The following is a 13,665-nucleotide window of genomic DNA, read 5'->3' as shown; positions in this document are numbered from 1 at the left end:
GAGGGCCCATCGGGTCGGGGAAGAGCCACTCCACGGTGGGCGGGGCATCGTGGCGGTGCTCCAACTGCCCCTTCGTGTACACGACGCGTCCGCCGCCCCGCCGCTGCCGGACGGCGTCGGCCATCGCCACGTGGGCGGCTTGGGCGACGCCCTCCGGTCTCCTCCTGCACTGTCGCACTCTCCGTGGAGGTGGACTCTGCTGCTTCGGACACGATGCCGTCCTGAAGACTTCCCGGTATGGACGACAGGACCGTGGGCCAGGCCCCGCAGAGCGCGGCGAAGAGTCTGGAAGGCACGTTGCCGTGGCTGGCGCCGTCCGGCCCGGCCACCGAGGCGCCGGCGGTGCTGGACCGGCCGCTGCCGGCCTGCATCCAGGACCCCGACTACGACGCGCTCGACCCCGCCGGCCTCTGCGCCGAACACCGCCGCGTCCGCGCCCGTGTCGGGCACGCCTTCGCCCGCAGGAAGAGCTACAGGATCCCTTCGCGACTGCCGACAGAAAGGCGACGGCCTGCACCACGCGGTGCAGGCCGTCGCCCCCATGGACAACCTCGCCCGGACCATGTGAACTCACAGGTCAGGACACACAGACCTGCCCATGTCCAGGCTTCCGCAACAAACTTCAGGCGCCGGCGAGCACGGGGTGGACGGTCGAGCCGTTGCGTTCCTTGCGGATGTGCAGTTGCGTCGGGATGCGGTCGCTGAGGTCTCCGACATGGCTGACCACGCCCACGGCGCGGTCACCGGCCCGGAGTTGGTCAAGGACGTCCATGACGTCGGTCAGGCTCTGTTCGTCCAGGCTGCCGAAGCCCTCGTCGACGAACAGGACGCCCAGGGGGCGTCCGCCGGCTTCGCCCGTGACGACATCGGCCAGGCCGAGCGCGAGGGCCAGGGAAGTGGTGAAGGTCTCTCCTCCGGAGAGGGTGGAGGTCTCGCGTTCCAGCCCGGTCCAGTTGTCGAGGATGCGCAGGGTCAGGCCGGCCTTGGCGCGGCCCCTTCCGGGCTCCTTCTCCTGGCTGTAGACCAGTTGGAAACGTTCCGAAGTCATACCCGTCAGCCGGGTGTTGGCCGCAGTGACGATCTCCTTGAGGCGATCGGCGAGGACGTATGCCTCGAGCTCCATGCTGAGGGTGTTGGCCGTGCTGCGGCCGTTGGCGACTTCGGCGAGGCGGTCGGCCAGGGCATGGTCGGCGCGCAGGCCCTCCAGGGCGGCCTCGGCAGGGGTGAGTTCGTCCGTCAGGTGCCGTAGTTCAATCACACGGGTGTGAGCCTCGTGGGCGTTGTTGGTGGCGGACTTGACCGCTGCCTCGGCCGCTGTCAGGACCGTCTGCGCCACGACCGGGTCGGCAGTGGGCAGTTGGCCCGCCTCGACGAGTTCGGGAGCGGACAGGAGGTCAGTGACGGCGGCGTCGTCCTTGTCCCACTGCTCGAGTTCTTTCTGCCACTGCTGCACGGCGGCGGGGGGCTGGAGGGCGCCGCCGGCTTCTTCGAAGGTGGAGAACCCGGCTTCGGCAGCGCTGTCGCGGGCGGTTGAAGTGGAGTCGGCGAGGCGGGCGGCTACCGCCGCGGTCCGTCGGGCGTACTCGATGACGTCGGAGAGCCGGTCCCTGGTCCCGGTCAGCGTGGTGATGCGCTGTTCCAGCGTGGGAGCGTCGGCGCGCGCCTCGTCGAGTTCCCGGACGATCTGCTGCTGTTCCTGTCGCAGTGTCGTGGCCCGGCTCTGGGCCTCAGTGACCTGCTTCTGGGCCTGGGCGCGCTGATGCGTCCGCCGCTCGTGCTCTGTCTGCAGTTCCTCCAGGTGCTGCTGTGCCTCGACGAGGTCGGCGGCTTCCTGCTGGGCTTCGGTGTGCGCCGTACACGCCTGCTCCAGGCGGGTGCGCAGTCCCGCGACGGGTTCCTCGCCCGCGGCGCCCGTTGCCTGCGCGTGCCGGGTGGCCAGGTCGGCGCGGGTCCGGTCGGCGGCTTCGTGGAGCTTCCCGGCCTTCTCGTACGCCTGGGCGGCCTTCTCCTCGTCCGCGCGGGTCGGCTGCTGGGCGGAGGGCCGGGCCGGGCGGGGGTGTTCGGGTGATCCGCACACGGCGCACGGCCGGCCGTCCTTCAGGTCACCGGCCAGTTCCGCCGCCATGCCGTTCAGTCGCTGTTCGCGCAGGTCCAGCCACTTCTGCTGGGCGGCGCGGGCCTGGTCGCCACGCCTGGCCGCGGTCCTGGCCGCCTTGTCGAGTTCGGCGGCCAGCGCATCGCGGGTCTCGGCGAACTCCAGTTGTTTCGCGAGCTTGTCCTCGTCCTTCGCCAGCTGGGGGATCCGATCGGCGACGCCGCGCAGCACGGTGATGCGCTCGGTGGCGGCGGCATGGGTCCGGGGCCAGCTGTCGAGCCACTCCTGGGTGTCGTCCAGTTCCTCCTGGGCGAGTTTCTCCTTCTCGTCCATCGTGGCGATCCGGTGGGCGAGTTCTGTGTGGCGCTCCTCGCGGGGGCGCAGTGCTTCGAGGCGTCCCAGGGCGGCGTGCAGGTCCTGGTGGGCCTGTTCCAGTTCGGGGACGGTCGCGTGGGTGTGCGCCGTGTCCAGGAGACTGCGCCTGTCGCGCTCGGCGTCCTTGGCTTTGGCGAGTTGGTCGGCGTTGGTGCGTACTGCTGCCAGGAGCGGGCGCAGGTGTTCGGCGCCGCGGGCGTGCTCCAGGCGGGTTCGCAGATGCTGGTTGTCTTCGCGACCACGGTCCAAGGTGGTACGGCGGGCCAGTGCTTCGCGGTGGCGCTGCTGGCGGCCGGCGAGGTCGACGACGGTGGCGAGGGCGGCTTTGGCCGCCTGGTGGGCCTGGTCGGCTTTCGCTTCGGCGGCGCGGGCTGTTTCGAGGGCGGCGGTGGCGCGTGTGAGGAGGTTCTGTGTCCAGGGCAGCAGGGTGGTGCGATGGGGTGTGCTGGGGGGTGGTGTCGTCTTGGTGAGTGGTGTCGTCTCGGTGAGATGGGGGCCTGCCGCTTGTTCGATGCGGCCGCTGAGGTGGTCGATGATGCCTTGTGCCTGTTGGAGATCGGCTTTGAGGGTGTTCCTGTGGGCCGCGAGCCAGTTCTGCAGGTCCTGGAATCGGTGGGTGGTGAACAGGTGGCTCAGGAGTGCGCGCCGGTCGCCTGCACTGGCGTGCAGGAATTTGGCGAAGTCGCCCTGTGGGAGCAGTACGACCTGGCAGAACTGTTCTTTGGTCAGGCCGAGGAGTGTGGTGATCTGGGTGCCGGTTTCCTGGATGTGGGCGCTGACCGGCTCCCAGGCCGTGGTGCCGTCGGGGTGGGTGATGCGTTCGTGCAGGTGGGCGGTGGCCTGGGCGGTGGCGGTGCCGTCCTTGGCCCGCAGGCTGCGGTAGGTCTGCGCCGGGGTTCGGGTGATCTTGAAGCGGCGACCGGAGACGCTGAACTGCAGTTCGACACGGGTTCGCAGGGTGTCCGGGGCGTGGTCGCTGCGCAGTCTGGTGGTGGGCCGGTGACCGGGGACCGTGCCGTACAGGGCGAAGCAGACCGCGTCGAGCACGCTGGTCTTCCCTGCGCCGGTGACACCCTTGAGGAGGAAGACGCCGGCGCTGAACAGCTGGTCGAAGTCGACGTTCTCGGTGCGGGCGAACGGGCCGAACGCGGTGACGGCCATGGTGTGCAGACGCATCAGAGAGCTTCTCCCTGGGCGGCGACGCGGACGTGATCGATGCCGCGGCGCAGCAGGTCCCGCTCGGGCTCGGTGGCGTCGGCGTGGGTGACGTGGCGCAGGAACCCGACGGCGATCTCGTGGTCGGTGAGGCTTTCCACGCGTTCGCGTGAGGGCAGGTCGTCGGCGGAGGGGCCGGCGGTGGCGTGGGTGAGCTTGAGGACGTGGGGGAAGCGCTGCCGCAGGCGCTCCATGGCCATGTGGGGGCGGCTCGTGTCGGTCAGGGTGACGTGAAGCCAGGCCTGTTCGAGGTCGGTGTGCCGGCTGTCCGTCAGGAGGTCGTCCAGGTGGCCCTGGAGGCGGGCGAGGTGGTAGGGCCGGGGGCAGGGGATGGTGCGGGCGGTCACGGCGCCGTCGCCGTCCAGGTCGACGAGCCACATGCTCTTGGAGTGGTCCGCCTCGGTGAAGGAGTAGGGCAGGGGTGATCCGCTGTAGCGGATGCGGTCGTTGATCCGCTGGCTGCGGTGCAGGTGGCCGAGGGCGACGTAGTCCACGCCGTCGAAGAGGCTCGCCGGGACGTTCGCGACGCCGCCGACGGTGATGTCGCGTTCACTGGGGCTGGGTTCGGCGCCGGTGACGAAGGCGTGGGCCAGGACGACGGCGCGCGTGCCGGGTCGGGTGGCCAGGTCCTCGCGAATCCGGTCCATCGCGGTGCTCAGGACCGCGTGGTGACTGGTGGTCGGTGCGTCGAGAATCTCGCGGACCAGAGCGGGTTCGAGGTAGGGCAGGCCGTAGAAGGCGACCTGGCCGTGTGCGTCCTGGAGCAGTGCGGGGCGGGCCAGGTCGTGGGGGTCCGTGCGCAGGTGGATGCCGACGTGTTCGATCAGTCGGGAGTTCACACCGAGCCTGCGGGGCGAGTCGTGGTTTCCGCTGATCATGACGAGGGGGATCTTCAGCTCGGCGAGTTGCGCGAGGGTGTGCTGGAACAGGTCGATCGCTTCCAGTGGTGGGATGGCCCGGTCGTAGACGTCGCCCGCGACGGCTACCGCGTCCACGTGTTCGCGCTTCACCACGTCGATCATGTCCTCGAGAAAGGCGCGTTGGGCCGTCAGGAGGGGTTCACGGTGGAACGAGCGGCCGAGGTGCCAGTCCGAGGTGTGCAGGATCCTCATGGGCTGCGACCGTAGCGTCTACTTGTCGGCCATACGAACTGGCTGTCGTTTCAAAGTAATTTAATGCAGAAGTTCGACAGAAGTCGTCAACTTCCTTCAGGTTCCGCCTGGTTTGGATCATGTGGCATCCAGGGTGAACAATGAGGGTGAGGCAGACGTTCCAGGACGGTGCGCGCCGGCACCGCTGCTCCTCCAGGCGGCTGGTGAGGCGATGAGTCGCGGGGACGCCCACGCGGCCCGGTGAGCGAAGTGGAGCGGGACGAGCGCGGTGCGCCTGGACAGCTTCAGTGAGAGTGGCTTCCGCCCGCTCACCGACGTGGCGGACATTCCCGTGAGCCGGCCACCTCCTCCCCCGCCGGCTTCCCCGTCACGCGAGCGGCCGGCACGGACATCCGCCGGACGGGCGGCCTCATGCCCGGGCCTCAGCGGAGCAGCGCCGGGGCCAGTTCGCGCCATTCGCGGTCGGGGAGGGCGGTCGGGTCGGCGGTGAAGACCTGGATGCAGACGTGGTCGGCACCGGCGTCGAGGTGTTCGCGCACGCGGCGGCGGATCGCGTCGGCGTCGCCGTGGGCGACGATCGCGTCCACCAGGCGGCGGCTCGGTCCGCCCACGATGTCCTCGTCACCGAAGCCGAGCCGGCGGACGTTGGCCTCCTGGTGGGCGGCCATCGAGACGTAGGCGGCGACGTGGGCGGTGGCGAGTTCGCGGGCACGGGCAGGGTCGGTGTCCAGGACGACGGCCTGCTCGACGCCGAGGAAGGCATCGGGGCCCATCAACTCCCGGGCACGACGGGTGTGTTCGACCGGCACGAAGTACGGGTGCGCGCCCCAGGTGCGTTCGGCGGCCAGCTGGAGCATCCTGGGACCGAGTGCGGCCAGCACCCGGTGGGGCGCCGGGTCCGGTACGGGGCTGTGCGCGGGGACGGCGTCCATCGCGTCCAGGTAGGCGGTCATGGTGGCGACCGCCCGGCCGCGGGCCGGCACCGGGTAGCCGTCGAGCTTGTGGACGGTGTCGTCCACCCAGTGGCCGCCGAGGCCGAGCAGGTAGCGGCCGGGGAAGGCCTCACCGAGGGTGCGGGAGGCGGTCGCGGCGGCGATCGGGTCGCGAAAGGCGATGTTGGCGATGCCGGAGGCGACGGTGATCCGCCGGGTCGCCGACAGGAGCAACCAAGCCTGGCCCGCGCTCTCCCGGCCGAACGCCTCGCCGAACCAGATCGCGCCGTATCCGAGCTCCTCGATCTCGGCGGCGGCCTCCCGGACGCGGCCGGCGGGCTGCGCGTCGAACGCGAACGTCCAGATCCCGACCTTGCCGAGTCCGGTCCGCGCGGTGTCCGTCATCGGTGCTCCTCGAAGCTTGTCCATGATCGTCATGGGCAGGGCGCAGCAGGACGCGCCGACGCCCGCCCATCCGGAGAGGTTCTCCGGTTAGCCTCGGCCTACAATACGGAGAACCTCTCCGCTTGGCCACCGCCGAGCCATCACCTCCGAGCCGTCGAGCCACCACCGCCCGACCACCACCACCGCCCACCGATCGCGAGGACCCCGCCGATGCCCCCGACGCAGCGCACCGACGCCCGGCGCAACCACGAGCGCCTGCTCGCCGCCGCCCAGGAGGCGTTCGCCGAGACAGGCGCCGAGGCCTCGCTCAACGACATCGCCCGGCGGGCCGGCGTCGGACCGGGCACCCTCTACCGGCACTTCCCCACCCGCGCCGCCCTCCTGGCCGCCGTCCTGGAGGAACGCGTCGAACGACTCTGCGCCCGCGCCGACGAGTTGACCGCCACCCGCCCCGCCGATCAGGCCCTCGCCGAGTGGCTGCGCACCTTCATCGCCCACGCCCGTACCCACCACGGTCTCGGCGGCGCACTGCTGCTGGAGGCCTCCGACGCCCCGGACACGGACTGCCACCGACGGATCGAGGACGCCGCCGCCACCGTCCTCACCCGCGCGCAACGCAACGGCACCGCCCGCCCGGACCTGGCCGCCGACGACCTGCTCCAGCTCGCCCTCGGAATCGCCCTCACCACCACCGCGCCGGAACCGGACCACGAGGCGCGCGCCGACCGCCTGCTCGCACTCGCCCTGGACGGCGTCCACGCCCCGGCACCTGGCCGCGCCGCGCCGTAGACGCGGCGGACGACCCGGCGACGGCGTCCCTCCACGGGCCGGAACCGGACCACGAGGCGCGCGCCGACCGCCTGCTCGCACTCGCCCTGGACGGCGTCGCGCCCACCGCCGCCCGCCGCCGCACCGAACCCGGCCGGTCTACGGCCTCGCCGAGCACCGGGGCGTCGAGCGCCTTCGACAGGTCGCACGGACCGCGGACCCCGTCACGGCCCTGGTGCTGCTGCTTCAGGCCGTCCACCGTGTGAGGGCGCCACTGCCGCCCGCGACACCTGGGAGCAGACCCCCGCAGCAGCCCGGGACCTCGTCCTGACGCAGCTGCTCGCCAGCGATGACCCGAGGTTGTGCGCCCCGGGTCCAGCGGGCGCCTTGGGGCAGCGCAGCCGGGCCCGTGCCCTGAGACGGCGAGAGGGTGCGTGCTGGCACGTCGGCGTCGAGGACCCCGCCGCCGTGCCCTTCTCGCCGCCGGCGGGTTCACCGGTCATGACGAACATGACGGTCCTGCCTTCGGCGACCGAGCCGGCCCCAGTCAGAGGTGGGGGCCGATGAGCAGCACGGTGAGCACCGAGGCCGTTTCGGGGTCGGTGACAGGGCGGTCGGGGCCGGTCGGACCCCACATCCAGTAGATCCGCCAGGCGTCGGCGCCGGTCTCGACGTAGGAGTCGAAGACGCGGCGGCGGCCGTGGCCGGGCAGGGCGCGGTAGCGGTGGGTGCGCAGACCGGGGTGGCACGGGTCGGCGGCGATGCACTCGATGTCCAGTTGGTCGGCCTGGCCGGTCAGGGGGAGGGCGTAGAACGCCGCCCCTCCGCGGGTGCGGTCCTGGTCGGCCGTCGACACGAGGCCGAGGTGCAGGCAGGGTTCGTCGGGGGCGGACCGAGGGTGCCCACCGCATGGAGCGGGCGCCCTCGGTCCGGTTCCTGGCGTCGTCAGGAGGTGAGACCGGGTTCCGGTCGGTGGATCGCCCCAGGATTCCCGACAGTCAGGACCATGTCCTGACCGTCCCGCCACGCTCTCAGTGAGTCCCCCGCCCTGCTTCCGTCTTCGACCGAGGCACCCGCACCCTCAATTCTCACCGCCATTGCCTTTTCGGAGCATCCGACGGCCACAAACGTGAACGACGGGATTTGCGCGGACGCCTGGGTGTATTTTCCGGCAAGAACGTTGCCGGGAAATCCTTGGTGAACATCCGAATAGACGCTACCGAAAGGACGCTGCGATCCGACGGAACCGCGCACCGTAGGCGTCGCCTCGGTGGGTGGGACCGTCAGGAACGAGACCTCGCAGGTGTCGTTCCTGACCGCGAGGACCACGTCGACTTCCTCCACTTTCGCGATGCCCAGGATCTTGGCGGTGCCCTTGGCGGGAGGTGCGTCGACACTGCCCTGGAGGGGCAGGCCCGCCGGTACGGCGGCCAGCCCCTCCAGGGCCCATGAGGTGTCTCCTCCGGCGGATGTCTTCCCGTCACCGGTGCATGCCGTCGCCAGGACCGCGGCGGCCAGGAGAACCGTCGCGCCCGCGAACCGGAAAGGGCGCCTCACATTGACTTCCTCTAATTCGACCAGGCGTTGTAGCAGAACCCTACCGGGTGCTGCGCGTCGCCGCTGCCGACCCAGTGGTCGGACTGACACCAGCCCGAGAAATCGCACCGAGGGCGCGCTGCTCACAGCAGGGGGTCTGTGCACCAGCCGGACACCCTTATAGAGAAGTAGTAGAGAAGTCGCGACGAACCTCCCGGACGCCGAAGGCATCTACAGGTGGCTTCGCGCGCGACGCGCGAGCCCGACCGGCCTTCGCCGAGCCCGGCGACCCGGGCCCCGCTCGAACCGCTCCGGCAGGCCTGGGGATGGCGTCAGATGGCGTCATGGGCCACGCCACCCCTGGCGTCACCCATGACGCCCAAATAGCGTGGCTGCGCCGCTTCGACAAGCCCTCCCCCGACGGCCGCTCCAGCGCCTACTGGTCGACGACCGTCGGCCGGCTCGACGTGCACAACTCCCCGGGCGTCGGCAACCACTGCTCCTACCTCACCAGCGAGGGCAGCGGCACCAAGACCATCAACGGCACCACGTACAACAGCCCGACGTACAACGGCCCCACCGTCACCGGCATCGGCAACCAGAGGGCCTCCGCCATCTGGTACCGGGCGCTGACCGTCTCCATGACCTCCACCACGGACTACAAGGGCGCCCGCGCCGCGACCCTGAACGCGGCCAGGGACCTCTACGGCGCCACCAGCGCCGAGTACGCCACGGTCGCCGCCGCCTGGAGCGCCGTCAACGTCGCCTCAGCCGCTGGCCCCCACCCGACGGCCGCCCGCGCCTACCCCGGCCCGACCAGCCCGCACTCGTACGCGAAGATCACCGCCTGCACCCGGTCCCGCAGACCCAGCTTGGCCATGACCCGGCCGAGATGCTTCTTCACCGTGGGCTCCGCGAGACCGAGGGCGGCGGCGAGTTCCGTGTTGGTCAGGCCGCGGGCGGCCCCCAGCAGGACCTCCCGCTCGCGCGCGGTCAGCACGCGCAGCCGCTCCGCGTCGCCCCCGCCGCCGTCGTCCCCGGCGGCGGGGAGGCGGTGCGCGAAGCGGTCCAGCAGCCGCCGGGTCACCCGGGGGGAGACCACCGCGTCCCCCCGGGCCACGTCGCGGATCGCCCCCAGCAGCTCCTGCGGCCGGCTGTTCTTCAGCAGGAAACCGCAGGCCCCGGCACGCAGCGCCTCGAAGGCGTACGCGTCCAGGTCGAAGGTCGTGAGCACCAGCACCCGCGTCCCGGGCACCTCGCGCAGCAGCCGCCGGGTCGCCTCGATGCCGTCGGTGCCCGGCATCCGCACGTCCATCAGTACCACGTCCGGCCGCAGCCGCCGCGCCAGCTCCACCGCCGCCGCCCCGCCGGCCGCCTCCCCGACCGGCTCCATGTCCGGCTCGGCGCGCAGGATCATGCCGAACGCCAGCCGCAGCAGCTCCTCGTCGTCCACCAGCAGCACCCGGACACTCACGGCGCGCCCCCGGGATCCAGCCGTACGAAGACCCGCCAGCCGCCACCCGGCCGCGGGCCCGCCTCCAGCACCCCGCCGAAGGCCGCGGCGCGCTCCCGCATCCCCGTGAGACCCCGCCCTGACCCGGCGGATCCGGGCCGCCCGGTCCCTGCGGCCCGCCCGTCGTCGCTCACCTCGACCGTGACCACCCCCGGCGCGCAGGACACCCGCACCTCGGCGCGCGACCCCTGCGGCGCGTGGCGCAGCGCGTTGGTCAGCGACTCCTGGACGAGCCGGTACACCGTCAGCTGCGCCGCGGCCGGCACCCCGGCGGCCTCGCCGTCCACCCGCAGCCGGGTCACGAGGCCCGCCGACTCCATCCGCTCGCACAACGCCCCGAGCTGCCCGATCCCCGGCGGCGACCGCCGGTCGTCCCCGGGCCCCGCGTCGCGGCCGGCATCGGGGCCGGCGTCGGGACCGGCGTCGGGACCGGCGTCGGGACCGGCGTCCTGGAGCAGGCCCAGCGCCCGCCGCATGTCGGTCAGCGCCTGCCGCCCGGTCTGCGCGATCCGGGCCGTCACGGCGCAGGCGTCGGCCGGCCTCGCGTGCCCGAGCGCGTCCGCCAGCGCCACCACCACCGACAGGCCGTGCGTCACGCTGTCGTGCAGCTCCCGCGCGATCCGGGCGCGTTCCTCCTCCACCGCCCGACGCTCCCGCTCGTCGCGGTCCCGTTCCAGCTGCGCCAGCCGCTGCGCCCGCGCGGCCCACCGGATCCGGGCGTTCACCCCGAGCAGCGCGCTCGTGGCGACCGCCGCCGTCATCGCGGCGGCCGAGGCGAGGAACCGGCCCTCGGGCGCCCAGCGCGCCGCCGCCAGCACCGCCCCGGCCACCGCCACCAGACCCGCCGCCCACGCCGACCGGTACGGAGCCCGCGCGGTCACCGTCCCGAGGGCGACCAGCAACGCCGCGTCGGCCGGCAGCTGAACACCCAGCAGCCACTGCGCGAGCGCCGCGGCGGCGATCACCCCGAACGCGGCCCGGGGCGCCCGCCGCCGCCACACCAACGGCAGCACCAGAGCGGTCTGCAGCGCGAAGCCCGTACCGTCCGCCACCCGCCCCGGCCCGAGTGTCACCAGGAACAGGGCCGCCGCGAGCGCGGCGTCCGCCACCAGGGGCGGCACCCGCCCCGGCAGCCAGGCAAGGGCTCCCGGCGGGCCCGTCCGTACCGCGCCGGTCTCGGTCATCGTGTCCGTCCTCGCGTCCGCGTTGTCCGGCGTCCTCGCCGGAGCCCCACGGTAGGGCCCCCGCGCCCGCGAAGGCGTCCGCCCACCGGCGGACACCCGGGGATACCCCGGGACACCGGGGGCTCCTCCGCGCGGAGGAGCGCACGCGCCCTGGGGCGACCCGCGCCCACCGGCGGGATCGTCCCCCGGCAGGGCGCCCCGCACCCCCCGGCGGCGCAACCCTGGTGGCGACCCCGCAGCCGCACCGCCCGAGGAGCCCGCCCATGCCCCCGACCCGCCGCGCCCTGCTCGGCACGCTCGGCGCCGCCGCGCTCGCCACCGTGGCCGCCGCCCCCGCCCCCGGACACCGCCCGGCCGCCCCCGCCCCGGGAAGCCGCCGCGCCGCCCCGGCCCAGGGACACGCCCCCGGCACCCCCGTCCCACTGCGCCTGCCCGCGCCCACCGGGCCCTGGCCCGTCGGCACCGTCGCACTGCACCTGGTCGACGACAGCCGCCCCGACCCCCTCCTGCCCGCCAAGCCCTACCGGGAGCTCATGGCCGGCCTCTGGTACCCGGCGCAACCCGGCGCCGGCCACCCGACGGCCCCCTGGCTGCCCCCGGCCGCGGCGGCCGACTGGGACGCGCACTCCGTACCGGCCCTCGGTGTCCCCGCCGGCGCCGCCGACTGGCGGGGGATCAGGACCCACGCCCGCACCGGCGCGCCCGTCGCCCGCCGCGCCGGCCGGCTGCCCGTGGTGCTGTTCTCCTCCGGCGACGGCGGCTCACGCGCCCTCGGCACCACCCTGGTCGAGGAGCTGGCGAGCCGCGGCCACCTCGTCGTCGCCCTCGACTCCACGTACGAGGCCGAACAGGTCGAGTTCCCCGGCGGCCGGGTCGAACGCGCCCTCCCGCTCCCCGACGACCTCACCCCGCAGGTCATCGCCGCCCTCCTCGCCGGGCATTGCCGGGCCCGCCTCGCCGACGCCCGCTTCGTCCTCGGCGCACTCGACCGGCTCGCCCGCGGGGACCGCCCCGACACCGGCACCGACCCGCTCCCGGACGGGCTCGCCGAAGCCGCCGACCCGGCCAGGACCGGCGTGCTCGGGCAGTCCCTCGGCGGCTCCGTCGCCGCCCAGCTCGCCCACGACGAGCCCCGCGTCCGCGCGGCGGCCGACCTCGACGGCGCCCTCCTCGGACCCGTCGCCGACAGCGGCCTCGCCAAGCCCTTCCTGCTGATGGCCTCCGGTACGAAGACCCTGCGCACCGAACCGAGCTGGGCCTCCTGCTGGGCGGCGTCCACCGGCCCCCGGCACGCCCTGCGGCTGCGGAACGCCGCCCACGGCTCGTACACCGACCTCCAGGTCCTCCTGCCCCAGCTCGTCCACCGCCTCCCGGTCCCCGACGCGGCCGGACTCATCGGCACCGTCGACCCCCGGCGCTCGCTGGCCGCCCAACGCACGGCCGTCACCGCCTTCTTCTCGCGGTACCTGACGGGACGGCCCACCGGCTTCCTCGACCGGCCCGGCGACGACTGGCCGGAACTGGAGGTGCTGCGCTGAACCGGCCCGCCCCGCCCCGCGCCACCGGCCGGGCGGCCGGTAACGCGGGGCGGGGCGCGGGGCGAGCCGGGACACGGAACCCGGCACGACCGGAAGACGGACCCCCCGCCTTCCCACGACCCCGGCGCCGCGAGCGGCCGCGCAGTCCGGCGCCGGGCCGAGCCCGCGGCCAAGGAGAGAGCAGCCGTCACCGGGCTGGACGACACCCGCTCAGCCGCCGGGCGCTCTACCGTCCGGCGCGGCGCGGGATACCGTTGCGTCTACAGGTGGACCCCTCGTAGTACTTCGTTAGGTTGATTCGATCTTGGGGCTTGCTGCGGTGCATGCTGCGGTCTGTGGAGCTGCCGTCGGTGCTGTGGCTGACCGCACCGTCGATACCAAGGGCGGGGCTCCCGTGGACGGTGAACAGTCCCTGGACGGCGGTCAGCAGCATGCCGGCGGCGTCGTGCAGGGCGGTGCGCGCCCGCCGGGGCCCGGCCCCCTCGGGTGTGTCCTCATTCTCGGCGGCCAGCAGCGCCAGCGCCTCGTCACCGAGCTGTTCGTGGGCCCCAGCAGCGCGGTCATGGCATCGGCAAGATGGTGGCTCCCGCAGGTGGTCTGCTGGTTGTCCTCCGACAGGTGATCTTGACCGATTGACAGGCTCGGCGTGTACGGGAGCATCGCTTCATGACCACCCTTGTCCCGCCTCCAGGGCCCGACCGGCACCGGGCGATCGTCAGCGAGGTGGCCCTCCTATGGGCCGCACACCACCCCGGGCCGTTCCCCGACGTGCCGTTCGACGACAGACACGATCTGGCATACCTGGATTTCAACATGGCCGGCTGCGTCATGACCTACCTCAGGAACGGTGGCGTTCGTGGCCCGGGCCACGTAGAGGTTCTCCGGGACTGCCTCCCGAGACGAGCCAGGCGTCGCGGGCCGCCGCGGCGCTTTTACCCGCGGCCACGTGTCCTTCTTCCACAACTCCACTGCCGCATCGTCGCGTTCGATCG

At 73.0% G+C, this 13,665-nt stretch carries 11 protein-coding genes and 2 pseudogenes; 6 read left to right on the top strand and 7 right to left on the bottom strand.

What is annotated here, in order from left to right; genetic code table 11:
• Positions 1–414 precede the first annotated feature (414 nt).
• Positions 415–568, top strand: a pseudogene (locus ABZW10_RS38220) (IS5/IS1182 family transposase); the annotation flags it as partial.
• Between the two features lie 54 nt (positions 569–622).
• Here the strand turns inward: ABZW10_RS38220 and ABZW10_RS38215 are convergent.
• The 3 genes from ABZW10_RS38215 to ABZW10_RS38205 all read right to left on the bottom strand — a co-directional run bounded on the left by ABZW10_RS38215 (position 623) and on the right by ABZW10_RS38205 (position 6,134).
• Entirely contained in the window at positions 623–3,646 is a 3,024-nt protein-coding gene (locus ABZW10_RS38215) for an SMC family ATPase (protein ID WP_355376186.1), read from the bottom strand.
• Positions 3,646–4,797 carry an exonuclease SbcCD subunit D gene (locus tag ABZW10_RS38210; RefSeq protein WP_355376183.1) on the bottom strand — a complete coding sequence of 384 codons (1,152 nt, stop codon included), beginning with the start codon at positions 4,795–4,797 and terminating at the stop codon, positions 3,646–3,648. The genes ABZW10_RS38215 and ABZW10_RS38210 overlap by 1 nt, the downstream gene beginning before the upstream one ends.
• 422 nt (positions 4,798–5,219) lie before the next feature.
• Positions 5,220–6,134 (bottom strand): TIGR03620 family F420-dependent LLM class oxidoreductase, encoded by a 915-nt coding sequence (locus ABZW10_RS38205; protein WP_355376180.1) that lies wholly within the window; start codon positions 6,132–6,134, stop codon positions 5,220–5,222.
• A 210-nt stretch (positions 6,135–6,344) separates the two neighbouring features.
• On the opposite strand from ABZW10_RS38205, the gene ABZW10_RS38200 reads away from it, so the two are divergent.
• The gene (locus tag ABZW10_RS38200) at positions 6,345–6,923 is read left to right on the top strand and encodes a helix-turn-helix domain-containing protein (protein ID WP_355376178.1); all 579 of its coding nucleotides are present in this window, start codon (positions 6,345–6,347) and stop codon (positions 6,921–6,923) included.
• Positions 6,924–7,449: 526 nt separating this feature from the next.
• On the opposite strand, the gene ABZW10_RS38195 is transcribed toward ABZW10_RS38200, so the two are convergent.
• Positions 7,450–7,758: a hypothetical protein gene (locus ABZW10_RS38195; RefSeq protein ID WP_355376175.1), complete on the bottom strand. Its 309-nt coding sequence runs from the start codon at positions 7,756–7,758 to the stop codon at positions 7,450–7,452.
• An 89-nt stretch (positions 7,759–7,847) separates the two neighbouring features.
• Positions 7,848–8,459, bottom strand: a complete 612-nt coding sequence (locus ABZW10_RS38190; protein WP_355376173.1) for a hypothetical protein — start codon at positions 8,457–8,459, stop codon at positions 7,848–7,850.
• Between the two features lie 371 nt (positions 8,460–8,830).
• Here ABZW10_RS38190 and ABZW10_RS38185 point away from each other — a divergent pair.
• A pseudogene (locus ABZW10_RS38185) lies at positions 8,831–9,202 on the top strand (M4 family metallopeptidase); the annotation flags it as partial.
• 38 nt (positions 9,203–9,240) lie between these two features.
• Here ABZW10_RS38185 and ABZW10_RS38180 read toward each other — a convergent pair.
• On the bottom strand, positions 9,241–9,912 hold the full coding sequence (locus tag ABZW10_RS38180; RefSeq protein ID WP_355376170.1) for a response regulator transcription factor: 672 nt from the start codon (positions 9,910–9,912) through the stop codon (positions 9,241–9,243).
• On the bottom strand, positions 9,909–11,135 hold the full coding sequence (locus ABZW10_RS38175) for a histidine kinase (RefSeq protein WP_355376168.1): 1,227 nt from the start codon (positions 11,133–11,135) through the stop codon (positions 9,909–9,911). The genes ABZW10_RS38180 and ABZW10_RS38175 overlap by 4 nt, the downstream gene beginning before the upstream one ends.
• 263 nt (positions 11,136–11,398) lie before the next feature.
• On the opposite strand from ABZW10_RS38175, the gene ABZW10_RS38170 reads away from it, so the two are divergent.
• The 3 genes from ABZW10_RS38170 to ABZW10_RS38160 form a co-directional block, all read left to right on the top strand.
• Positions 11,399–12,673: a hydrolase gene (locus ABZW10_RS38170; protein ID WP_355376165.1), complete on the top strand. Its 1,275-nt coding sequence runs from the start codon at positions 11,399–11,401 to the stop codon at positions 12,671–12,673.
• Positions 12,674–13,028: 355 nt separating this feature from the next.
• The gene (locus ABZW10_RS38165) at positions 13,029–13,295 is read left to right on the top strand and encodes a hypothetical protein (RefSeq protein ID WP_355376162.1); all 267 of its coding nucleotides are present in this window, start codon (positions 13,029–13,031) and stop codon (positions 13,293–13,295) included.
• 44 nt (positions 13,296–13,339) lie between these two features.
• A partial coding sequence (locus ABZW10_RS38160) for a hypothetical protein (protein ID WP_355376160.1) occupies positions 13,340–13,665 on the top strand: 326 nt, incomplete at its 3' end.

Source organism: Kitasatospora sp. NPDC004723 (assembly GCF_040609255.1).
Lineage (GTDB): Bacteria > Actinomycetota > Actinomycetes > Streptomycetales > Streptomycetaceae > Kitasatospora.
Note: the sequence above shows the minus strand (reverse complement) of the source record. Positions and strands in the feature narration are given on the sequence as shown.